This is a genomic window from Actinoplanes sp. NPDC004185, assembly GCF_053603475.1.
This window is the reverse complement of record NZ_JBSGFR010000002.1, coordinates 268,498-289,770: the sequence shown is the minus strand read 5'-3', so window position 1 is coordinate 289,770 and position 21,273 is coordinate 268,498. Positions and strand designations below refer to the sequence as shown.

Sequence of the window (21,273 nt, the reverse complement as noted above, 5' to 3'; positions counted from 1 at the left end):
GCCGAGCGGCGAAATACACCCTCTGTCCGGAGTCGCGTTCGGTAAACGTGAATACCGATTCTCAAGATCGCTTTTCCGCCCCGGAAAATGACCATTGCCGCTGGTCTCGGATATAGGGCATGAATACCATCTGCCCAGGTTTGCTACTGGTGCTGGCGATCATGCCCAATGTGCTGAGCGGCCGGACCGGGCACCGCCGCGCCCCGGCTCGCCGCGAGCTCGGCGAAGAGCCGTTCCCAGACCTCACGGACGGTGCTCATCGAATACCGGCTGCTGTCCGCGCGAGCGGCGGCGCCCATGGCCCGGCGCCCGGCCGGATCCTCGATCAGCCTCATCATGCCCTCGGCCAGCCCGTCCACGTCCTCCGGCGGCACCAGCAACCCGTTGCGGCCGTGGTCGATGATCTCGCGCGGACCGGTCGGGCAGTCGAAGGCGACGGCCGGCACGCCCGCGGTGGCCGCCTCGAGCAGCACCATCGGCAGCCCCTCGAAACGGGAGCTGAGGACGTACCCCGACGCGGCCGCGAGCTCCTCGTCGAGGCGCCGGCTGGGCCCTTCGAGCCGTACCCGGCCGGTCAGGCCCAGCTCCTCGATCTGTGCCGCGAGCTGGTCCCGCTTGGCGCCGTAACCGAAGATCCGCAGCTGCCAGTCCGGGTGCCGGGCCGCGACCGGGGCGTACGCCGGGATCAGCAGGTCGAAACCCTTCTGCCGGACCAGCCGGCCGGCGGCGACCAGCACCTTGCTCTCCAACGCGGCCGGCGGCAGCGGCCACGGCGGGATGCCGTTGGGGATCCGCACCACCCGCACCGCGCTGTCGCCCAGCGCCGCCCGATAGGTGTCGCGGTCGTGCTCGGTGAGCACAGCCACGGCGTCGAGCCGGGGATAGGCCTGCAGGATCGCCGCGCGCAGCCGCGGCTTGTAGGTCTCCAGGTTCATGTGGTCCTGGGCGATCCGGATGAGCCGGCGCGACCCGAACCAGGCCGACAGCAGATTGTGCGCGGGACGCGTCGTGATCAGCACACCGTCCCGGGAGGACCGGAAGTACCGGATGATCGTCAGGTCGACCTGTGGGTCCCAGCGGCGGTACCGGGAGTCGTGCCGGTGCGGCAGCGGATTGCGGAAGCGCCGCGCCTTGTTGAGCAGCCGGCTCTTCTGCCCCGGCCGGTCGCTGCGGCGGTCGCCGGACTCGCGCAACTCGGTCAGCGGCACCAGCCGGATCCGGGGGTCGAGGGCGAAGACGGTCTTCTCCCCGGTGCGGTACACGCTGGCGATCTCGACCTCGTGCGTCTCGCACAGGGCGTTGGCCTGATTGAAGACGCTGCGGATCGTGCCGCCGCCGCCATAGGCGTTGTGCAGCAGGTACCGGATTTTCACGTCAGCAACGTAGCAACAATCGCAAAATGTTTCGGACCCGTCCGCGGACCGCCCGGCACCGAATCACCGCCATGGACGTTGCGCGGGAGCTGATCGCCGGCCGCTACCGGCTGCTGGAGATCATCGGCGCCGGTGGCATGGGCCGCGTGTGGCTCGCCGACGACGAGCTCCTGCGCCGGCGGGTCGCCGTCAAGGAGATCGCCACGCCGGCCGGCGTGAGCACCGCGCAGATGCTCGACGCCCAGCTCACCACCATGCGCGAGGCGCGGGCGGCGGCCCGGCTGGAGCATCCCGGCGTGGTCGGCGTCTACGACGTGGTGTGGCGCCCGGACCGCTCGTGGATCGTCATGGAGTACGTCGAGTCCCGGTCGCTGGACGCCGTGCTGCGCGAGGGCCCGCTGCCGCACCGCGAGGCCGCCCGGATCGGCCTGGGCGTGCTGGCCGCGCTGCGGGCCGCACACGCCGCCGGCGTGCTGCACCGCGACGTCAAGCCGCACAACGTGCTGCTCGCCCTCGACGGCCGGGTGGTGCTCACCGACTTCGGCCTGGCCAAGATCAGGGGCGTCGAGCAGGGCGCCGAGCCGTTGCTGGGATCGCCGCACTACGTCGCGCCCGAGCGGCTGCGGGGCGACGATGCCGGCGAGGCGGCCGACCTGTGGTCGCTGGGCGCCACGCTCTACGCCGCCGTGGAGGGTCAGGCCCCGTTCCAGCGCTCGACCACGACCGCCTCGCTGACCGCGCTGATGACCGAGCCGCCCGATCCCGCCCGCTTCCCCGGCCCGCTGACCCCGATCATCGACCAGTTGCTGCACAAAGACCCGGCTCAGCGGTTGCCGGCGGCCGAAGCCCAGGCCCGGCTCCAACGGGTGGCGGACCGCGCGGTCGGCGTCTTCCCGATGCGGGTCCCGCGGCAGCGCACGCCGGCCCCGGCCGGGACGTCCGCGCTGGGCATGGCGATGATCCTCGACCGGATGAGCGCCGGCCGGCCGGTCCGCGACCGCATCGCCCGCAGCACCAAGGTCGCTCTCGTCGCGGCCGCCGTGCTGCTGGTCGGGACCACCGGCACAGCCCTGGCCCTCGACCACCGGCCCGGCACCACCCCGCTCGCCGGCGCGAGCACCGGCACAGCGGCCGGACCGCTCGCGATCTGCGCCCCGGGCGGGCCGGCTGTCACCGGCAACACCCAGGCCCGGGGGTACGCGGTCCCGGCCGGTTGGCTCTGGCACACCGACCCGACCGGTTTCGACGTGGCGGTGCCGCGGGGCTGGACCCGTTCCCAGGACGGCACCGCCGCCTGTTTCCGCGATCCCGGTGGCAGCCGCTCGTTCCGGGTGGACGCCTCGGCCCGGCTGGCCGGCCCACCCCTGTCCTACTGGCAGGGCCAGGAGCAGGACGCGCTCGCCGCCGGAAATCTGCCCGGCTATCAGCGCGTGACCCTGAACGCCATGCCGCAGCAGGGCGGTGCGGCATGGGAGTTCACCTGGCAGCCCGACGGCGAACCGGTACGCCGGCACGAGCGGCGGGTGCTGCTGTCGATGAGTGACGGGCGCGCGTACCTGGTGGAGTGGACGACGCCCGAGGGCGATTGGGCGGGCAGCGAGCCGTACCTGCGGCTGGTCCTGGCCAGCCTCTCCTGACGCCGTTCCCGCATGGTGGTACAGGTTTGATTTGTGCCCGGGTGGCCGACCACGATGGGCCCATGCAGCGGCAGGGCATTCCCCTCACGGCCCGCCGGGTGATCGACCTGGCGCGGTGCGCCAGCGCGCGCTGTCCCCGCTGATCTGCGCTTTTCGCGCCCCCTGAGCACCACCTTCCCGGCCTGAGGGCCAGTTTTCAGGTTCTTCCCGCGCGTCGTCCGCTCCCGGCCGTACTGTGGCGGTAAACCTATAGAACTGATAGGCAATATATGCAAAGCGAGGAGCAGCAGTGACCGTCGTCGACCTCCGCCTCGACCATCTCGCCACCGCCACCCGGTACGCCGCCGACCCGGACTCCTGGCCTGTCGCGCCCCGCTTCAACGCGGCCGACCGGTGGTACCACCGGCTGGCCCAGGAACCGGACCACGAGGTGTGGCTGCTGACGTGGCTACCCGGGCAGGGCACGGACCTGCACGACCACGGCGGCTCGGCCGGTGCGTTCTACGTCTTCTCCGGGGCCCTCACCGAGGACACCGTGGCGACGGGCGCCGACGGCTCCGCCCGGATCACCGCCCGCGAGCTGGGCGAGGGCGCCGGCCGCCGGTTCGGCACCCGGCACATCCACCGGATCACCAACCGCTCCAACCGGCCCGCGATCAGCATCCACGCGTACGGTCCGGCCCTGACCACCATGACGCGCTACCGGATCGGCACCGCCGGCCTGGACGTCGTCACCGTCGAGCGAGCCGGAGCCCAGTGGTGAGCACTCCCCTGTTGCGCAGCGCACCCTCCTTCGCCGCCGCCCCTGAGGGCGCCCGGAGCATCGACGAGCTGCTGGCCGGCGCCCGGGCCCGGCTGATCCGGCTCGGCCCGCACGAGACCTACCGGGCCGTGGGGCGAGGAGCCGTACTCGTGGACATCCGCCCGGCCGCCCAGCGTGCCGAGCACGGTGAGATCCCCGGCGCGGTCATCATCGAGCGCAACGTGCTGGAATGGCGCCTCGACCCCCGCAGCGACGCCCGGTTGTCCTTCACCCGCTACGACCTGGAGGTCATCGTGACCTGCCAGGAGGGCTACACGAGCAGCCTGGCCGCGGCGGCGCTGCAGGATCTCGGCCTGCAGCGGGCGACCGACCTCGACGGCGGTTTCAAGGCCTGGCAGGCGGCGGGACTCCCGACGATCTGAGGACCAGAGGTACGGCTAGCACGGTGTCCCGCCGCCACCCGCGCTCCTAGCGTCGAGGGCATGAAGCGAATCGGCGTCGTCCTGCTGTGGATCATCGGACTCTTCTTCGTGGCGCGGGCGGTGGCGGAACCGTTCGTCATCGACATGACGGACCCGGCGACGTACCACCTCGACTGGGGCGGCCCGCACCTGGCCGGGGTGCTGGCCGTCCACTGTGTTCCGGGCATCGTGGCGGCGGCGCTGATGGTGCGGTCACTCGTCCGGCGCCGCCGCCCAGCCGTGGCCGCTCGTCAGTGACCGTCGTCCGGTCGCGCATGCCGGGGCAACAGGAACGACAGCCCGAACGCCAGCACGAGCAGCGCCAGCGCCACCAGCAGGCTGCGCACGGTGGTGTCACGGAAGCCGGCGTGCACCGCCTGTTCGGCGTACCCCCCGATCTCCGGTGCTGCTGCCCCCTGCGCCGCGCGGCACGACGCGGGCTGCACCGCCGGATCCTCCTCGGCGGCCCGGTCGCGCAGGCAGTCGCGGATGCCGGTGACGGCGGCCGGCTGAGCCTCGGCCGGCACGGCCGCGGCGGTCAGCGCCGGCCGTAGTCCCGCCGCGTCGACGTGGTCCGCGACCGCACCCGGTAGCAATCCGAAGAAGACCGTGCCGAGCACCGCGATGCCGAACGCGCCGCCGAGCTGCTGCACCGAGGTGAGCGCACCGGAGGCCGAGCCGGTCTCCTCGTCGTCGACCCCGGCCAGCACGATGTTGAAGAAGGGCGCCATGGCCAGGCCCATGCCCACGCCCAGCGGGATCAGCGCGGGAATCAGCAGCCAGGGAGTGATCTCCGCGCCCGCCAGCCGCACGGTGACAGCCACGGCAGCCGTGCCGAGGGCCATGATCACGGTCCCGATCAGCAGCAGCTTGCGACCGAGCCGTTCGCTGAGTCCGGCACCGGCCGCGATGAATCCGGCCACCGTGCCGAGCGCCTGCGGCAGCGTGGTCAGGCCGGCCTTGAGCGGCGAGTAGCCGAGCCCGATCTGCAGGTAGAGCGTGAAGATCAGTCCGGTGCCGATCAGCGCCGCGAAGAAGACCAGGCCCACCAGCAGGCCACTGGTGAACGCCCGCTTGCGGAACAGCGTCGGGGTCACCAGCGCGTCCAGGCCCCGGCGTTCGCGGCGCGACTCGTACACGCCGAAGACGCCGAACATCGCGACGCCCAGCGCCAGCATGGCGAGGATCCAGACCGGCCAGTCCAGCTCGCGCCCCTGCACCAGGGGATAGAGCAGCAGGAACGCCGCGACCGCGGCGAGCAGCACCCCGGCCACGTCCAGCCGGGGGCGGCGCTCGCTGCGGAACTCCGGCAGGAACCTGACCGCGCCGAGCACGGCGAAGACACCCAGCGGCAGGTTGATCAGAAAGATCATCCGCCAGCCGGTGCCGAAGTAGTCCGCGTCGACCAGCCAGCCGGCCAGGATCGGGCCGCCGACCGCGCCCAGACCCATCACCGGGCCGAACGCGCCGAACGCCTTGGCCTGCTCCGCCGGGGCGAACATCTGCTTGATCATGCCCAGGCCCTGCGGCAGCATGACCGCCCCGAACAGGCCCTGGACCGCGCGGGCCCCGATCAGCACCCCGGGCGAGAAGGCGAGCGCGCAGACCAGCGAGGCCAGGGTGAAGCCGACGGCGCCGATGACGAACATCCGGCGCCGGCCGTAGATGTCACCGAGCCGGCCGCCGGTGAGCAGCCCGATGGCCATGGACAGGGTGTACGCCGCACCGAGCCACTGGATCAGGCTGAGCGAGCCGCCCAGCTCGGCCCGGATCACCGGCCCGGCGATCGTGGTGACCAGGGAGTCGAGCAGGTCCATCACCTCGACGGCGAGGATCACGAACAACGCGACCCAGCGCCATCGATACGGAGTCTCAGCGACCTTCTCCAGCACAGCTTGCACGGCGTCCCCCCGGAACAGTGTTCGTCGTTGTTGAACACCGTTCTACCGACGAACACCGTTCGCGTCAAGTACGCTGTACGCCGATGAGCGAGCTTCCCCTGCCCCCGTGGCGGCGTACCGTCCCCAAGCGCCCCCGCCCCGCCAAGGCCCCGCTGAGCCAGGACCAGATCGTGGACGCCGGGCTGCGGATCGTGCTGGAAGAGGGCATCGAGGCGGTGAGCATGCGCCGCCTGGCCGCGGTCTTCGGCACCGGCGCCTCCAGCCTGTACGCCCACGTGGCGAACAAGGAGGAGCTGCTGCACCTGATGTTCGACCGGATCTGCGGTCAGGTGGAGGTCCTCGCCCCCGAGCCGGAGCGCTGGCAGGAGCAGATCAAGGAGATGTGCCGCCGCGGGCACGCCCTGATGGCGAAATACAACGACATCGCCCGGGCGGCGCTGGCCACCGTGCCCACCGGGCCGAACGCGCTGCGGATGTCCGAGGCGATGCTGGCCATCATGCTGGCCGGGGGCGTCCCACCGCAGGTGGCGGCCTGGTCACTGGACCGGCTGTTCCTCTACATCGTGGCCGACGCCTACGAGAACTCGCTGCACCAGCAGCACCTGACCGAGGGCCAGAGCAGCCGCGAATACTTCGACACCTTCATCAGCCAGCTGACCGAGTACTACACCAACCTGCCGGCCGACCGGTTCCCCCACATCCGGGCGCAGGCCGAGGTGCTGACCACCGGCTCCGGCGACGAGCGCTTCGAGTTCGGCCTCGACATGCTCATCGACGGGCTGGACCGCTACGTCGACCCGGAGCGCCGGAAAACCGGCCGTACTGTTGAATCATGACCTCCTTGCCCGCCGGGCTGCTGGACCTGCTCGGCAAGCCCAGCCCGTGCTTCATCGCCACCACCATGCCGGACGGCTCACCGCAGCTCACCCAGACCTGGGTCGGCACGGACGGCGAGCACATCGTGATCAACACCGTTGAGGGCTACCAGAAGGTCAGGAACGTCGAGCGTGATCCCCGGGTCGCCGTGACCGTGGCCGACCCGGACGACGTGTCGAACTACTTCTCCGTCCGCGGCCGGGTCGTCGACATCTCGCCCAAGGGTGGGGCCGAGCACATCGAGGAGCTGGCCCAGAAGTACATCGGCGGGCCGTACCCGTGGTTCGGCGGGCGGGACCAGGTCCGGGTGATCCTCACCATCGAGGTGGAGAAGATCGTCCACGCGCCCTGGGGCTGACATCGAGCCGGCTCAGACAGTGACACTCGTGTACTGCTTGCCCTTCTCCGTCACCACCCGGACCGAAGCCACGTCGGCCGGTGCGACCAGCGCGCTGCCGTCCAGCGTGGTGCCCTCGGCGGCGCCCTTGTCGGAGACCACCCAGCTGCCCGCCAGCACCACCGTGCCGTTGCGGGCGACCACCTCGAGCCGGCACCGCTCCCCGGCCGGGATCCCGGCGACCGCGGCCTTGATCCGCACCCAGCCCGGCGCCGGAGCCACCGCCACGGTGATCCGCGCGCCGGTGCCGGCGTCGACCGCGGTCGCCGTCTTCGTGCCGGGAATGGTCGTCTGCTCCACCTGCGACGGCGTCGGCAAGGCGATCGGAGTGCCCGGATCAGCAGTGCCCCGGCCCACCACCACCCCGGAACCGATCGCGGCGGCGACGACCACGGCCGCGGCGGCACTCACCAGCGCCGTCCGCCGATGCCGCCTCCCGGCCGACTCGTCCCGGATCTGCCGCAGCGTGCGCTGCAGCAACAGGTCACCGCCCTCGGGCGGCCCGTCCAGCAGCATCGCCTCGGGCACGGCCTCGAGTGCCATCGTCCACTCCCGCAGTGATTCCACCTCGGCGCGGCACTCGGCACAGCCGGCGAGATGCTCCTCGACCAGGCGTACCTGCTCCGCGTCCAGTGACTTCGTCAGATAACCGGCGAGGTCCACGTGATTCGTCTTCATGAGGCAGACCGTTCCGTTCCGGCTGCGTTCAGCGACCGGAGCTCGCGTAGTGCCCGCAGGGCATAAAAGGAACGCGACTTGACGGTGCCGGGCGGAATGCCCAGCGCCTTCGCCGCCTCCGCGACCGTGCTGCCGAGCAGGTAGACCTGCTCCAGCACTTCGCGGTGCTCGGCCGAGAGCCGGCTGAGCGCGTCGATCACCACCACCGAGTTGACCACCTGCTCCGCGTGGTCGCCGGACGCTGCCACCTCGACCGGTGACTCGCGCACCTCGGGAGCGCGGGCGTTACGGGCGCGGATCTGATCGGTGACGATGTTGCGGACCACGGTGAGCAGCCAGCCGCGTACCGAGCCCTTGCCGTTGACCAGGCTGTCCGGATGTCGCCAGGCGCGGACCAGGGCCTCCTGGACCACGTCCTCGGCGGCGGCCCGGTCGCGGGTCAGCTGCGTCGCGTACGCGAGCATCGCCGCCCCGTGTTCCGAGAACAACGATCTGACCAGCGCCTCATCGGCCACCTCCCGGCGACGTTGAAGCCTCAACCCCGGCATCTCTTCCCCCCGGTGACGGCGGTTACCACGCCGAGGCCGGCCGGACGGAGCGCGTGTCCGGCCACCCTCGACCCCCGTTTCGTCGGTCTGACTCCCCTCACACGGGAAGGCGGCCGGATCGGTTCAGAACAATTTCCCGCTGAACCGGATCCGGCCCCGGGTCGTGTGGATGGCGTACCGGCTCACCCACAGGGGGAATCATGAAGCGCAGCCGCACCACCATCGCCATCCTGGCGCTGACCAGCGCGTTCGGTCTCGCCGCGTGCGCACCGGCCGGCACCACCCCGACCGAAGTGCGTTTCGTGGCCGCGGAGGGCGAGACGCCCGCCGCGCCGGCGGTGCCGCCCGAGCCGAGCACTGCACCCGAGCAGGCCGAGCTGGCCGCGGAGACCCCGGACCGGTCATCCGAGCCGATCCCCGAGCCGACCGTGGCCAAGACCCAGAAGTGGGTCAAGATCTTCAGCGGTGCGTCCGACCAGGACATCACGCCGCCCAGGAGCATCCGTAAGGGCAGCAAGACGGTCGAGCTCAACACCGCCGAGAACCCCGTCATCGGCACCTACGTGACCGACGGGGCCGGGCGCACGCTCTACCGCTTCGACGAGGACAGCAACAAGCCGCCGAAGGCGACCTGCAACGGCGACTGCGCCAAGGCCTGGCCGCCGCTGCTGATCAAGTCGCCCGGCAGGATCTTCCCGAAGGGCATCAACCCCAAGATCCTGGGGTACGTCGAGCGCGCCGACGGGACCTGCCAGGTCACCATCAACGGCTGGCCGGTGTACTTCTTCGCCAAGGACGCCAAGCCGGGCGACATCCTGGGTCAGGGCGTCAAGGGCACCTGGTTCGCGGTCGACCCGAAGGGTGGCCGGACCGGGGCGCTGCCCGAGTCCGCCGGCGGGACCGGTGGCACCGCGGACTCCGGTGGCACCGCGAAGTCCGATGACGCCGGTGGTGACGCTCCCGCCGACCCGGGCTACTGACAGCTGCGAGCGGCGTTCAGGCACCGTACGACCTCGTTCATCAGGGCATCCGGCATCAGATTGACGAAGAACGCGTGATCGGTCAGGGAACTGTGCCGCTGCGCGTCGAAGGAGTCGATCCGGTACCGGGTGCCCGGCGCGATGGCGTAGGCGACGACGATGCGCAGCCGCGGCACCGCGAAGGTCGAGATCGGACAACCGCCCCCGGGCCGGGCGAAGACGAGCTGCTGGCGATGGTCGTTGCTGTCCACCCGCCGGCCGTCCCAGCAGCTCGGGAAGTCGAAGACCCGCAGCACCTGCTCACCACGGGGGCAGACGACGTACCGCAGGCTGCGGCGCTCGGGGCTGCCGGAACAACTCCAGACCGCGGCGGCCCGCGCACCACCGTTCGTCACCGCGTACGCGTCCCCCACCGCCCCCCGGAGCAGACGCGGCATCGCCAGGACCGGCCCCCGCGGGTTGCCGTGGAAAGCGAAGCTGACCCGGACCGGCGTCTGCACCGCCCCGCCGTGCGGACCGTCCTCCCGCCCGAAGGTGCGCAGCACCGGCCAGTAATAGCTTGATTCGTCGCCGTTGGTACAGGTGGTGCCGCCCCCGGCGAGGCTCTTCACCGTGCTGCCGACGTCGACGGACAGGTTGCCGAAGAAGTCGTGCAGATGGTGCACCGGCCCGGCCTTGCCCGGCGTCACGACGATGTTGCTGCTGTTGCGATGGCCGTTCTCATTGCGCCCGCAGTCCCACGTGTACGACCCGGTGACCGCCTCCACCGGCAGCGCGGCGACGTCTTCGATGTCGACATAGTCCGCACCCAGCGACGGCCGGCGCAGCGTGCCCGCGGTGATCGCGCCGGCGGCGAGCAGCAACTCGACGGCCAGGGCCCACAGGGCCGCCCTGCGCCGACCTGTCGCGGCGTACGCCATACCGTCACCATACGCAAACATTCCGCACCCGCCGCTGGCACAAACAGGACAGTGCAGGCAAAGTCCTCGACTTCGGCGGCCATCGGCGAACCCGAATGCAGGCCTATCGGTCCGGTGGATTTACTAACGCCCGGAACGGCTGATACTGGGCAGATGGCGGACTGGATCTCGGGGGACCGACGATTGCCGGTGCCGGTGACCGTGTACGGGCCGCTCCATCTGCTCGCCCTGCAGGTGCACCGGATGGCGAACGACGGTCAGGCGTACGAGGCAGTCGCGGCGGCCGACGCCTTCCTGATGATCGCCCGGACGGTCCGCGACGACCGGACGGCCCGGTTCCTGATCCAGGGAAAGATGTACGCCCTGCTGGCCATGGGCCGGCTCGTGGAGGGCACCGCACTGGGCGAGGAGCTGCTGCGCACCGCCGGTTCCCTGCTCAGCGAGGCCAAGGCCCGCTGCGACCTGGCCCAGCTGCACCTGCTGCGCGGCCACTACGTCGACTGCATGCAACACCTGGCCCGCGCCGGCGCCCTGCTGAAGGCGGGCCCGGCGGGCACGGACCGGCACCGGTCGGCGATGTGCTCGTTCGCCGAGGCCGCCACCGCCGCGGAGATGTACGAGACAGCGGCGACGGCGTACGACCAGCTGTGCGCCTCGGACGCGCCGAACCGCTCGTCGTCGTTCGACCTGGTGCACGCGGTCACCCTGCTCTACTGGGGACTGCGGCTGTCGCACGTCGGCCGGGCCGAGGAGGCCCGCAGCAAACTGCGCCGCAGCGCCGAGATCACCCGGCACCGTCTGGACTCCCAGCCGGACGTGCACGCGACCGCCGTGCACGCCCTGGCCCTGGCCAAGCTGGGCGAGACCACAGTGGCCGAGAAGCTGGCCCGCGAGGCGATCATGCCGCTGCGCGGCGGCGGCACCCACCAGTACGCCCGGATGGCGCACCTGGCGCTGGGCATCAGCCTGCGGGCACACGGCTTTCCGCACGAGGCCCGCCGCGAGTTCATCGCCGCCCGCGAGCTCAGCGAGCAGGGCTCCCGCCCCGACGAACGACCGATCATCCGCTTCGAACTCGCCCTGACCGCCCTGGAGATCGAGGACTGCCAGTCCAGCCGCGACCTGTTCGAGACGGTCGAGGGCCAGGTGCGCGAGCTGTGGCGGCTGCGGCTGCAACGGCTGGCGATGCTGCGACAGGCGGGCCAGCGCGAGGAGGCCGAGGAGGCCCGGGCCCGAGCGGAACGCGAGATCCTGCTCGACCCGCTGACCGGGCTGGGCAACCGGCGCCGGTTCGACCTGCTGATCGAGGACGTGGACCGGGCCTCGGGGGCACGGCCGCTGACGGTGCTGCTCATCGACCTGGACCACTTCAAGGCGGTGAACGACGCGTACTCGCACAGCGCGGGCGACCGCGCCCTGCGCGAGGTGGCGACGATCCTGCGCGCCCACTGCCGCACCGGCGACGAAGCGGTCCGGTACGCGGGCGACGAGTTCGTGGTCTTCCTGCAGGGCGACGGCACGACGGGCCGCGAGGTGGCGGAACGCATCCGCACCGCGGTGGCCGCGGCGACGATCCTGCCGGAGGTCCGCCTGACGGTGAGCGTGGGCGTGGCAACCTGGTCCCCGGGCATGACGGGCGACGCCCTGTTCCGAGCAGCCGACGACCGCCTGTACGCCGCCAAATGGAGCGGCCGCAACACCACCGCCGCCTGACCGGTGCCAAGATCTGGTGGTGGAGCTTTCGGGACAGCAGGTTCGGATCGTTCATCTCTCGGAGCCGGTTTTTGCCGCGCTGGCCGCCGGTGATCTCGCTGCGGCGCAGGCCGTCAGCCCTGTGCCGCTCTCGGAGTATCTGGCCGGGCCGGACAACCGTGGCGTCTGGGAGCGGCGCCGCGGCCAGGTCGAGCGGGATCCCGCCGAGGCCGGGTGGGTCACCGGGGTCATCTGGGACGAGCGGCGGCAGCTGGCCGTCGGGCGGGCCGGTTTTCACTCCCGGCCCGACGCCGCCGGCCTGGTCGAGATCGGCTACGCCGTTGATCCCGCGTACCGGCGGCAGGGTCATGCCCGGGCCGCGTTCGAGGCACTGCTCGCCCGGGCCGCCGCTGACCCGGAGGTCCGGACCGTGCGGGTGACGATCAGCCCGGACAACGTGGCCTCGCTCGGCCTCATCGCGCAGTATGGCTTCACGGAGGTCGGCGAGCAGTGGGACGACGAGGACGGGCTGGAGATCATCTATGAGAGGAACGCCTAGTGCTGCAACGGGTTCCATGATGGTGTGATCTCACCTTGTCCTGGTATGAAGTTCGGCATCCCTCATAGCCCTGACGGGATGTACGGCCGCGACCGACCCGTCGACAGCGGGACCTGGTGAGTCCTCCAGGACCACGACGAGTGCATCGGCGACAACGGGCGTGCGGGGAGCTGCTGCTGTTTGGCACCTCAGGCCGGGCCAGGACCTTCAAAGATCATCCACAACGTTCACTGCTCTTGTCCGGCGACTCGACTGCAACAGCGGGGTCACCGGGGAGGTGCAGCCACAGCCGACTGCGTTCACCGCCCCACGCGCTTCAGGCTGTAGGGCCGATCGAGGGCGTTCCGCTCGTGAACGGGCGTCCTAGATGTTCACGCCGTCGGCGGGCAGGCCGGCCGGGATCGCCGCTGCCGCGGTGGTGTCCGTCGACGGGGTCGCGGCCGGCAGGCCCAGCGTGTACGCCGTCATCGACAGGCTGCCGTACGCGTACCCGTCGACCAGCACGTCCGTGCCCTCGCCGCTCGCGCCGGCCAGTCCGGCCAGGTAGAGCAGCGGGAGGAAGTGGTCCGGGGTCGGCACCGCGTGCCGGAAGTCGCGGTGGGCGTCCAGCCGGGCCGCGTTGAGCGGGTCGTCCAGCATCGTCTCCTTGGCGTCGGAGTCGAAGCGCTGCGCCCAGTCGAAGCCCTCGTCCGGCATGTCGCGGTTCACCCCGCCGAGGTTGTGCACGACGTTGCCGCTGCCCAGGATCAGTACGCCGGACTCGCGCAGCGGGGCCAGCTTGGCCCCCAGCTCCAGGTGGTAGTCGAAGCCACGGTCAGCGTTGATCGAGAGCTGGGTGACCGGGATGTCGGCGTCCGGGAAGGCGTGCACCAGCACCGACCAGGTGCCGTGGTCGATGCCCCAGGAGTCGATGTCGGCGCCGACCCAGGTCGGTTCGACGATGTCGCTGACCTCCTCGGCCAGTCCGGGCAGGCCCGGCGCCGGGTAGTCGACGTCGAAGAGCTGCTGCGGGAAGCCGAAGAAGTCGTGGATCGTGCGGGGCCGCGGCATCGCGGTGACCGCGGTCGCGTTGATGTACCAGTGCGCCGACACCACCAGGATCGCCCTCGGCCTCGGCACCGACGCGCCGAACGCCCGCCACGCCTGGGTGTAGCGGTTGGTCTCGAGCGCGTTCATCGGGTTGCCGTGGCCGATGAACGCGGCCGGCATCGTGGTCATCGTTGCAGCTTAAACCTTCACCGCGGGTAGACGACCCCGGAGCGGCCGCTGTACGGGTGCCGGGCGCCGTCCAGCTCGTGCCCGGTGTTCGGCGCGTCCAGCCAGACGATGTAGGGCACGCCCCGCTGGAGCCCGGTGATCGTGGCGGTGACGGTGCAGCCGGTCCCCGTGGGCACGTTCTGCCAGGTGTAGGCCGGTTGATTGCCGGCGATCAGCGGCTGCTTGACCGCGGTGATCCGGTATCCGGAGTCGTACTGGCGCGGCCAGGTCACGGTGAGTCTGCCGGCGCCCGGCACGACCTCGACCGGGATCAGCGGCGGGTTGACGGTCCAGTCCTTGGCGCACCCCGGCTGGACCGGCAGGAAGGACACCGGCGGCAGGACGGGCGGCCGCGAGGCAGCCGGCGACGCCACCGGGCTGGGTGTGGCGCTGCCGGTGGCCACCACCAGCCAGTCACCGCCGCCGGCGATCGGGGTGGCGCTCGCGGCCGCGCCGGGGGTGCCCGCCGACGAGCCGAGCATGCCGCAGCCGCCCAGGGCGATCGGCAGGGCCAGCAGCGGGAGCAGGAGTTTTCTGAGCCGCATGCACCTTGCTTCGGCCCGGATCAGGAATGGCTTAGCGGAGGAGCAAAAGACCACCCGGACGCCAGCAGGTCGTCGCAGGCGGCGACCGCGGCCCGCAGCCGGGCGGCATAGCGTCCGGTCAACACCAGTGACGGTACGCCGCGAGCAGCCAGTTCACGCTCGAAGCGGGCGGTCATCCACGCCCGTACGCCCTCGCCGTCGCGCAGCCCGTCGTCGACGAACGGCACGCCCTCGTGATGGGTGAGCAGATACAGGTCGGGTGCCCGTACGCGTTCCGCGACGCCCGGCGAGGTCGTCCAGGCGCCGCCCTCCCCCAGGTAGCGCTCTTCCCAGATCGTGGTGGCCAGGACGTCGGTGTCGCCGAAGAGGATCGGTGCACCGTCGCGGGCAGCGCTGTCCTCGGCCGCATTCTGCTCGGCGGCGACCGTCACGAAGTCTTCCCGCCCCCACGTCACGTCCTCGACCACCGCTCCGGGCCGGGTCAGACGCAGGCTGTCGAGCTTGCGCGCGGTCAGCTCGCGGCCGAACTCGGGCACCCAGCGGGTCCGCGCCCACACCCCGCCCCGCGTGCGGTAGTGCCGGGCCAGGGCCCGGGCCATCGTGGTGGTCCCGGTGGACTCGGCCCCCACGACGATCACCCGGCGGGTCAGCCAGGCGCGTACCCCGGGACCGAGCAGATCCCAGTACGCGACCGGATCAGCCCGGACCGCCGTTCCGGACACCGGTGTCCTGATCCGCTCCGGGTCGACGGTGACGGCCTGCGCGCCGAACCGCCGGGCCAGCTCCTCGCCGTACGCCTCGGAGGAGAACACCGCATCCACCCGGTCCGGGCCGGCAGCCGCGCGGAACACGGCTGTGTGCAGCTCCCAGGCCCTGGGATCGGCGTAGTCGACCGGGTGATCGTCATGGACGCCGACGAAGCGGACGTGCGCCGGGTGGGCCTCGCGCAGCCAGGCGAGACGCAGTTCCAGCGGTACGGACTCCCGCGAGCTGGGCGCCACCACGACGGTGACCCGGTCACAGGCGGCGGCCGCGGCGTCGATCAGCTCGTGGTGCCCGGCATGCGGCGGATAGAACTTGCCCACGATGAGGCCGTGCCCCCACCTCATACGGCCACCGCGTGCTGGGTGCGCAGCGCCGCCCGCCACGCGCGCAGGCCCAGGACGCAGAGCGCCAGGAACGCCACGTAGAGCAGGGCGGTGAGCCAGAGGTCCTTGTAGCCGTACAGCGGGATGTAGATCAGGTCGGCCGCGATCCAGAGCCACCAGCTCTCCACCAGCTTGCGGGTCTGGCCGTAGGTGGCCAGCAGCGACAGCGCCGTGGTGAGCGCGTCGGCCAGCGGCACGGTGGAGCTGGTCAGCCGGTCCAGGAAGAGCCAGAGACCCCCGGTGAGCAGCACCCCGGCGACCGCCAGGCCGAGCCACTCGGCCCCGGTGGTGGTGCGCACGGTCAGCGGGGTGCGGCTGGCGCCGCCGTAGAGCCAGGCCCACCAGCCGTACGCGCCGAGCACCACGTAGACGATCTGCAGGCTCGCGTCGGCGTACAGGCCGGCGGACCAGAAGACCAGCATGAGCAGCAGCACGTTGAGGATGCCCACCGGCCAGTTGAGGATGTGCCGGCGCACCAGCAGTCCCACGTTCACCAGACCGGTACCGAAGCCGAGCACCTCGGCCCACGTGGTGCCGGCCCCGAAGGCGGTGAAGGCGACGCCGGAGAGCCAATCGATCATCGGGTCAGCATCGCATCCGGTCGCGGCGGTGTCAGGCCCGGAACAGCTGGTGCCCGGCCATCTCCAGGACGTCGTCGGCGACCGTCACCGGCGTACGCAGGCCCGTGTCGTCGCGCAGCACCAGCCCCGTACCCTCCGGCCGGTAGGTGCCCTTCGCCGCCCGGTGCCGGCCCGCGACCCGGCCCAGGTACGACCAGTCGGCGTCGAGCCGCAGCCGTACCGTCTTGTCGGCGCTGAGCCACAGCCCGGCGACCGCCTCCGCGTGCCCGGACGCGACCGGCACCGGCGCGGTCAGCTGCTCGGGGGCGACGCCGCCGAGCGCGAGCGTGAGCAGCGACGTCGCACCGAAGATGGTCGTGTCTACGCGGGGGGTTCGCATGAGGTGCTCCGGGGGGACGGCGCGGGTGGGGCCCCTACCTTCGGCACGACCCGCGTCCCGGTTGAGCACTTCAGGGCGTGATCGCGTCCACCCGGTTGGTCCACAGCCAGCCGGACCAGCCCGCGGGCACCTGGGCCAGGTCGGCCGGCCGGTCGAAGCCCGCCGACCAGGGTCCGTCCCCGGCCACCAGCACCACCCGGGTGTCCGCGGCCCGCATCCGGTCGACGAAGAGGTTGGGCCAGCCCCACAGCAGGCGGCCGTAGCGTTGCGGCAGGTGCAGTTCGGTGTGCCGGCAGGCGTCCGGGACGTGACCGGTCCAGCCGGTCCCGAGGTAGCGCACCAGGCAGTCCTTCATGATCTTCTTCGAGGTGGCGCGGAGCTGGGGCAACTGGTCCGTGACCGCAGTGACCGCGGCGTCCCCGCCGTACACGCTGATCGTGGTCAGTCGCTCGGCGGGCAGGGTGGTCAGGTAGCCGGCCAGCCGTTCACCCTCGGCCGGGTCGTCGTTCTTGAGGTCGACGAGCAGCTCCCGCTCCGGGAACGCGGTGACGACCTGGTCCAGCGTGGGCAGCAGCCCGGCACCGGTGCCGCGCAACGGGTGGGTGGCGCCGGCGTCGGCCGTGTAGCCGTACCCCAGGTCGAGCCGGCGCAGCTCGGCGAGCGTGTGGTCGCGCACCGGGCCGGTGCCGTCGGTGCGGCACTCGAGCGTCGAGTCGTGGAACACGGCGAGCTGGTCGTCGGCGGTGACCTGGACGTCGACCTCCAGCATGTCGGCGCCCGCGGCGAACGCCGCCCGCATCGACGGCAACGTGTTCTCGATGTAGCTGTGGTCCGGCGGGTGGATGCGACCGGCGGTGCAGGTGTCGTTCTCCACCCCGTCCAGCGGGAAGGTCTGGGCGATCCCGCGGTGTGCCAGCAACTGGGTGCGGCCGTCGCCGCCACCCCATAGCGCGGAGCTGTTACCCACCCAGAGCCCGGCGGTGATCAGCAGGACGACACCGAGGGTGAGCCAGAGCCGGCGGAACCGGCGCACGCGTTTGTCGTGGGGCATCCGGGCAGCCTCGCAGCGGCCGGCGCGCGCCGGAACCGGCGAAGGACATAGCCGGGCTACGTCCTTAGGACAGGTCCCGGGCGAGCAGGGCCGCCTGGGTGCGGCTGGTCACCGAGAGCTTCGCCAGCAGGTTGCTCACGTGGGCCTTGACGGTGCGTTCGGCGAGATTCAGGTCGCGGGCGATGACCTGGTTGGTCAGGCCCCGCCCGAGCAGAGTGAGCACCTCGCGCTCGCGGCCGGTCAGGGTGTCCAGCCGGGCCGCGGTGGCCGCCGGCGGCGCGGCGGTGGCCGACGGCCAGAGCAGCTCGGCCGCCGAGGCACTGAGCGCGGTGACCCCGGCGTGCGCGCCGCGGACTGCCGCGGCGAGCTCGCTGCCGCCGGCGTCCTTGAGCACGAAGCCGTCGGCGCCGGCGGCCAGCGCCCGCTGGATGTCCGAGGCCCGGCCGACCGTGGTCAGCATCACCACCTTCGCCGGCACCTCGGGCCGGCGGGCGCGCAACTGACCCAGCACCCGCACCCCGTCCGCGCCGGGCAGGTAAAGGTCCAGCAGGATGACGTCCGCGACGAGCGGGTCACCGGCCAGCAGCTCCAGCAGTGCGGTGCCGTCCGGCAGCTCCGCGACCACCTGGAGATCCGGCTGCGCCCCCAGGATCAGGCTCAGCCCTTCCCGGACCAGCGCCTGGTCGTCGACGACGGCAAGCCGGATCATCGGGCCATGGTAAGCAGTCGCATGGCGTTCAGGATCACGACCGGCGGGCTGCGCGGGCATTGGCAGCCGCTGGTGGATCTCTCCCTGGGCGCCGCGGTCACCCTGCTCTTCGTGCTGTCCGGCACGATCGTCTCGGCACCGCTCGCGCTGGCCCAGCTGCTGCCGCTGGTCTGGCGGCGGCGTTTCCCGGCCGCGGTGCTGATCGTCGTGGGCTGTGCGACCGCCGCGCACACCACGCTCGGCATGGCCCGCGCGGTCGGCTTCTTCCCCGCCACGATCGCGCTCTACACCGCGGCCACCCACCGCTCACCGGCGATCCGGTGGGTGCTGTGCCCGGCGGTCGGGCTGGTCATGGCGGCCGCCAGCGCGGTCCGGCACGGTCCGGTCGAGGGTCTGCTGATGGCCGCGGTCACGGTCACGGTGGCCTGGCTGGCCGGGGTGGACCGCAGTGAGCACCTGCGCCGGCGGGCCGAGGCGACGCACCTGCGCCTGGAACGCCGGTTCGCCGAGCAGGCCACCGCGGCCGCCGAAGACCGGGAACGCCTGGCCCGCCGGGTGCACGACACGCTCGCCCACACAGTGACGGTGATGCTGCTGCAGACCGAGGCTCTGAAGGCGACCACGCCGCTCGGCGACGCCGCCCGGGACCGGCTGGACGTGGTCCTGCGGGCCGGCCGGGAAGCGTTGACCGAGGTCCGGGCCGCGCTGGCCGACGCCGGCGAACCGGACTCCGCGGCCCGGCTGGCGGCGCGGCTGGAGTCCCTGGGCGCGGCCGGGCTGCGCCTGGCGGCTGACCCGCCGGACCTGCGGAACGTGCTGACGCCGCCGGTGCTCGCGCTGGCCGACCGGCTGATCGGCGAGGCCGCCACGAATGCCCTGCGCCATGACGGATCCGGCACCCTGCTCAGCATCAGCACCGAGCGCGGTGCGGAGACGCTGATCCTGCGGATCACCAGCGAACCTCCGGGCCCGCCGCGACCCCGGTCCGGGCCGGCGGCCGGCGGCTTCGGCCTGCTCAGCCTGGCCGAGGACCTCAACCGGTACGGCGGAAGCCTGGTCCACGGTCCACGTGTCCCGGCCGGCTGGCGGATCGAGGCGTCGTTCCCGCTGCGGGTGGGGAACGCCGTCGCGGGCCGATGACGTCAGTGCGCGGGGCGGGTCTCCTGCAGCGCACGCAGGACGGCGTTGCTGAGGTTCTCGAGGTAGTCGTCGTCGATCGGGGTGCGCGACACCGCCAGCCGCCAGTACAGCGGGCCCAGCATCATGTCGACGGCCAGGTCGGCGTTCGTGCCGGGGGGCAGTTCGCCGCGCTCGACCGCCTGGCCCACGATCTTCTCGCCGACGGCCTGCTGGTGGGTGCGCAGGGCCCGTTGCAGCGTCTCGGCGATCTTCGGGTTGCGGGCCGCCTCGGCCATCAGGTCCGGGATGATCTGTGACGCGATCCGGTGCTGCAGGGCCCGGCTCACGATGAACAGCAGCAGTTGCAGATCGCCGGCGAAGCTTCCGGTGTCGGGCATCGGCACGCTACGCTCCGCCACGGCGGAGACGATCTCGAGGACCATCTCCAGCTTGTTGCTCCACCGGCGATAGATCGCGGTCTTGCCGACGCCGGCCCGGCGTGCCACCGCCTCGATGGACAGGCGCCCGTAGCCGACCTCGGCCAGCTCGTTCATGACCGCGTTGCGGATGGCCGCGGTGATGTCCCCGCGGAGCACCGCCGCTCCGGCGGGTGCACGTTTCGCTGTAACCACAGGTGCACTATACGCCAGGACGCAACGGTTGCGTTCCGGCGCTCGTTCGGCTACTTTCGGGGCTGACGTCGATACGACGCCGTTCCATCGCGGCACACTGTTTAGTGTGTTCCCGCGCAAGTCATCCAGGTCCCCCATCCCCAGCGGACCGACCAGATCGGAGCGCCCCATGCCTCAGACGGCGGTCGCCGATTCCGAGACCGGCCTGACGCTCAAGGAGCTGGCCCGCAGACACGGGCTCAGCGCGGCCGGGAAGCTGCCTTCCCTGCCCGAGTACACGCGTCAGCTCTGGGCGTACCGGCACTTCATCGCGTCGTACGCCAACGCCAAGGTCTCCTCGGCGCTCGGCAAGACCCGGCTCGGTGTCTTCTGGCAGGTGCTGACGCCGCTGATCAACGCGTCTGTCTACTACCTGATCTTCGGTGTCATCCTGAACACGAAGAGCGGCGTCGACAACTTCGTCGCGTACCTGTGCACCGGCGTGTTCATCTTCGGCTTCACCCAGTCGACCGTGTCGGCGGGCATCCAGGCGATCAGCGGCAACCTCGGGCTGATCCGGGCGCTGCACTTCCCGAGAGCGAGCCTGCCCCTGGCCATCACCATGGTCGAGGTCCGCAACACCATCGCCTCGCTGGCCGTGCTGATGGTCATCGTGGTCGCCTTCGGCGAGCCGATCACCCTGGAATGGTTGCTCATCCTGCCGATCTTCCTGATCCAGGCCGTGTTCAACGCCGGACTGGCGCTGGCCGGCGCCCGGCTCGGCAGCAAGTTCCCGGACGTCCGGAATCTCATCCCGTTCGTCATGCGGATGTGGTTCTACATGTCGGCGGTGCTCTACCCGGTCACCCGCTTCACCGACCACCTCAGCGGCTGGAAGCTGCACCTGGTCGAGGCCAACCCGATGCTGGTGTTCATCGACCTCATGCGGCACGCGCTGATGGAGGACGTGCCGCTCGCGGCGAGTCCCATGTTGATGTGGCTCGAGGCGATCGGCTGGACGCTCGTGGTGGGCACCGGGGGTTACGTCTACTTCTGGCGCGGAGAGAAGGGCTACGGCCGTGGCTGAC

General features: G+C 71.5%; 24 protein-coding genes. 11 read left to right on the top strand and 13 right to left on the bottom strand.

Features of this window, described 5'->3' with window-relative positions; translation table 11 throughout:
- Positions 1-143 precede the first annotated feature (143 nt).
- Positions 144-1,373, bottom strand: a complete 1,230-nt coding sequence (locus ACWEOZ_RS03505; RefSeq protein ID WP_451909157.1) for a glycosyltransferase family 4 protein — start codon at positions 1,371-1,373, stop codon at positions 144-146.
- A 71-nt stretch (positions 1,374-1,444) separates the two neighbouring features.
- Between ACWEOZ_RS03505 and ACWEOZ_RS03500 the strand changes: the two genes are divergently transcribed.
- From ACWEOZ_RS03500 to ACWEOZ_RS03485, 4 genes are all read left to right on the top strand, one after another.
- Positions 1,445-3,010 carry a serine/threonine-protein kinase gene (locus tag ACWEOZ_RS03500; RefSeq protein WP_451909156.1) on the top strand — a complete coding sequence of 522 codons (1,566 nt, stop codon included), beginning with the start codon at positions 1,445-1,447 and terminating at the stop codon, positions 3,008-3,010.
- Between the two features lie 289 nt (positions 3,011-3,299).
- Positions 3,300-3,773 (top strand): cysteine dioxygenase, encoded by a 474-nt coding sequence (locus tag ACWEOZ_RS03495; protein WP_451909155.1) that lies wholly within the window; start codon positions 3,300-3,302, stop codon positions 3,771-3,773.
- 11 nt (positions 3,774-3,784) lie between these two features.
- Entirely contained in the window at positions 3,785-4,195 is a 411-nt protein-coding gene (locus tag ACWEOZ_RS03490; RefSeq protein ID WP_451909245.1) for a rhodanese-like domain-containing protein, read from the top strand.
- Between the two features lie 60 nt (positions 4,196-4,255).
- Positions 4,256-4,492, top strand: a complete 237-nt coding sequence (locus ACWEOZ_RS03485; protein ID WP_451909154.1) for a hypothetical protein — start codon at positions 4,256-4,258, stop codon at positions 4,490-4,492.
- Here ACWEOZ_RS03485 and ACWEOZ_RS03480 read toward each other — a convergent pair.
- Positions 4,486-6,135: an MFS transporter gene (locus ACWEOZ_RS03480; RefSeq protein WP_451909153.1), complete on the bottom strand. Its 1,650-nt coding sequence runs from the start codon at positions 6,133-6,135 to the stop codon at positions 4,486-4,488. The genes ACWEOZ_RS03485 and ACWEOZ_RS03480 overlap by 7 nt on opposite strands.
- An 83-nt stretch (positions 6,136-6,218) precedes the next feature.
- On the opposite strand from ACWEOZ_RS03480, the gene ACWEOZ_RS03475 reads away from it, so the two are divergent.
- Both ACWEOZ_RS03475 and ACWEOZ_RS03470 read left to right on the top strand, forming a co-directional pair.
- A complete protein-coding gene (locus tag ACWEOZ_RS03475; RefSeq protein ID WP_451909152.1) occupies positions 6,219-6,971 on the top strand; it encodes a TetR/AcrR family transcriptional regulator in 753 nt (250 codons plus the stop codon).
- A complete protein-coding gene (locus ACWEOZ_RS03470) occupies positions 6,968-7,369 on the top strand; it encodes a PPOX class F420-dependent oxidoreductase (RefSeq protein ID WP_451909151.1) in 402 nt (133 codons plus the stop codon). The genes ACWEOZ_RS03475 and ACWEOZ_RS03470 overlap by 4 nt, the downstream gene beginning before the upstream one ends.
- A 12-nt stretch (positions 7,370-7,381) precedes the next feature.
- Here ACWEOZ_RS03470 and ACWEOZ_RS03465 read toward each other — a convergent pair whose 3' ends face one another.
- Both ACWEOZ_RS03465 and ACWEOZ_RS03460 read right to left on the bottom strand, forming a co-directional pair.
- Entirely contained in the window at positions 7,382-8,086 is a 705-nt protein-coding gene (locus ACWEOZ_RS03465) for an anti-sigma factor family protein (protein WP_451909150.1), read from the bottom strand.
- Positions 8,083-8,586 (bottom strand): sigma-70 family RNA polymerase sigma factor, encoded by a 504-nt coding sequence (locus tag ACWEOZ_RS03460; protein WP_451909244.1) that lies wholly within the window; start codon positions 8,584-8,586, stop codon positions 8,083-8,085. Before ACWEOZ_RS03460 ends, ACWEOZ_RS03465 begins: the two co-directional genes overlap by 4 nt.
- 248 nt (positions 8,587-8,834) lie before the next feature.
- Between ACWEOZ_RS03460 and ACWEOZ_RS03455 the strand changes: the two genes are divergently transcribed.
- A complete protein-coding gene (locus tag ACWEOZ_RS03455) occupies positions 8,835-9,614 on the top strand; it encodes a COG4315 family predicted lipoprotein (RefSeq protein WP_451909149.1) in 780 nt (259 codons plus the stop codon).
- On the opposite strand, the gene ACWEOZ_RS03450 is transcribed toward ACWEOZ_RS03455, so the two are convergent.
- Positions 9,608-10,534 (bottom strand): DUF1996 domain-containing protein, encoded by a 927-nt coding sequence (locus ACWEOZ_RS03450; protein WP_451909148.1) that lies wholly within the window; start codon positions 10,532-10,534, stop codon positions 9,608-9,610. The two genes, ACWEOZ_RS03455 and ACWEOZ_RS03450, sit on opposite strands and share 7 nt — an antisense overlap.
- A 153-nt stretch (positions 10,535-10,687) precedes the next feature.
- Between ACWEOZ_RS03450 and ACWEOZ_RS03445 the strand changes: the two genes are divergently transcribed.
- Together ACWEOZ_RS03445 and ACWEOZ_RS03440 are read left to right on the top strand one after the other, a co-directional pair.
- Positions 10,688-12,247 (top strand): diguanylate cyclase, encoded by a 1,560-nt coding sequence (locus ACWEOZ_RS03445; RefSeq protein WP_451909147.1) that lies wholly within the window; start codon positions 10,688-10,690, stop codon positions 12,245-12,247.
- 19 nt (positions 12,248-12,266) lie between these two features.
- Positions 12,267-12,785, top strand: coding sequence for a GNAT family N-acetyltransferase (locus tag ACWEOZ_RS03440; protein WP_451909146.1), 519 nt, complete (start codon positions 12,267-12,269; stop codon positions 12,783-12,785).
- Positions 12,786-13,148: 363 nt separating this feature from the next.
- Here the strand turns inward: ACWEOZ_RS03440 and ygiD are convergent, their stop codons facing one another.
- The 7 genes from ygiD to ACWEOZ_RS03405 all read right to left on the bottom strand — a co-directional run bounded on the left by ygiD (position 13,149) and on the right by ACWEOZ_RS03405 (position 18,455).
- Entirely contained in the window at positions 13,149-14,003 is an 855-nt protein-coding gene (ygiD, locus tag ACWEOZ_RS03435) for a 4,5-DOPA-extradiol-dioxygenase (RefSeq protein WP_451909145.1), read from the bottom strand.
- Between the two features lie 17 nt (positions 14,004-14,020).
- On the bottom strand, positions 14,021-14,587 hold the full coding sequence (locus ACWEOZ_RS03430) for a hypothetical protein (protein WP_451909144.1): 567 nt from the start codon (positions 14,585-14,587) through the stop codon (positions 14,021-14,023).
- Between the two features lie 20 nt (positions 14,588-14,607).
- A complete protein-coding gene (locus ACWEOZ_RS03425; protein WP_451909143.1) occupies positions 14,608-15,696 on the bottom strand; it encodes an AAA family ATPase in 1,089 nt (362 codons plus the stop codon).
- A complete protein-coding gene (gene pnuC, locus ACWEOZ_RS03420) occupies positions 15,693-16,316 on the bottom strand; it encodes a nicotinamide riboside transporter PnuC (protein ID WP_451909142.1) in 624 nt (207 codons plus the stop codon). The genes ACWEOZ_RS03425 and pnuC overlap by 4 nt, the downstream gene beginning before the upstream one ends.
- Before the next feature lie 31 nt (positions 16,317-16,347).
- Positions 16,348-16,695, bottom strand: a complete 348-nt coding sequence (locus ACWEOZ_RS03415; protein WP_451909141.1) for an Atu4866 domain-containing protein — start codon at positions 16,693-16,695, stop codon at positions 16,348-16,350.
- Positions 16,696-16,765: 70 nt separating this feature from the next.
- On the bottom strand, positions 16,766-17,746 hold the full coding sequence (locus ACWEOZ_RS03410) for a glycerophosphodiester phosphodiesterase family protein (protein ID WP_451909140.1): 981 nt from the start codon (positions 17,744-17,746) through the stop codon (positions 16,766-16,768).
- A 64-nt stretch (positions 17,747-17,810) separates the two neighbouring features.
- Positions 17,811-18,455 (bottom strand): response regulator, encoded by a 645-nt coding sequence (locus tag ACWEOZ_RS03405; protein ID WP_451909139.1) that lies wholly within the window; start codon positions 18,453-18,455, stop codon positions 17,811-17,813.
- Between the two features lie 21 nt (positions 18,456-18,476).
- On the opposite strand from ACWEOZ_RS03405, the gene ACWEOZ_RS03400 reads away from it, so the two are divergent.
- On the top strand, positions 18,477-19,595 hold the full coding sequence (locus tag ACWEOZ_RS03400) for a sensor histidine kinase (RefSeq protein ID WP_451909138.1): 1,119 nt from the start codon (positions 18,477-18,479) through the stop codon (positions 19,593-19,595).
- 2 nt (positions 19,596-19,597) lie between these two features.
- Here ACWEOZ_RS03400 and ACWEOZ_RS03395 read toward each other — a convergent pair whose 3' ends face one another.
- On the bottom strand, positions 19,598-20,206 hold the full coding sequence (locus ACWEOZ_RS03395) for a TetR/AcrR family transcriptional regulator (protein WP_360551100.1): 609 nt from the start codon (positions 20,204-20,206) through the stop codon (positions 19,598-19,600).
- Between the two features lie 169 nt (positions 20,207-20,375).
- Here ACWEOZ_RS03395 and ACWEOZ_RS03390 point away from each other — a divergent pair, with 169 nt between their 5' ends.
- A complete protein-coding gene (locus tag ACWEOZ_RS03390) occupies positions 20,376-21,272 on the top strand; it encodes an ABC transporter permease (RefSeq protein WP_451909137.1) in 897 nt (298 codons plus the stop codon).
- The last annotated feature ends 1 nt before the right edge of the window (position 21,273 follow it).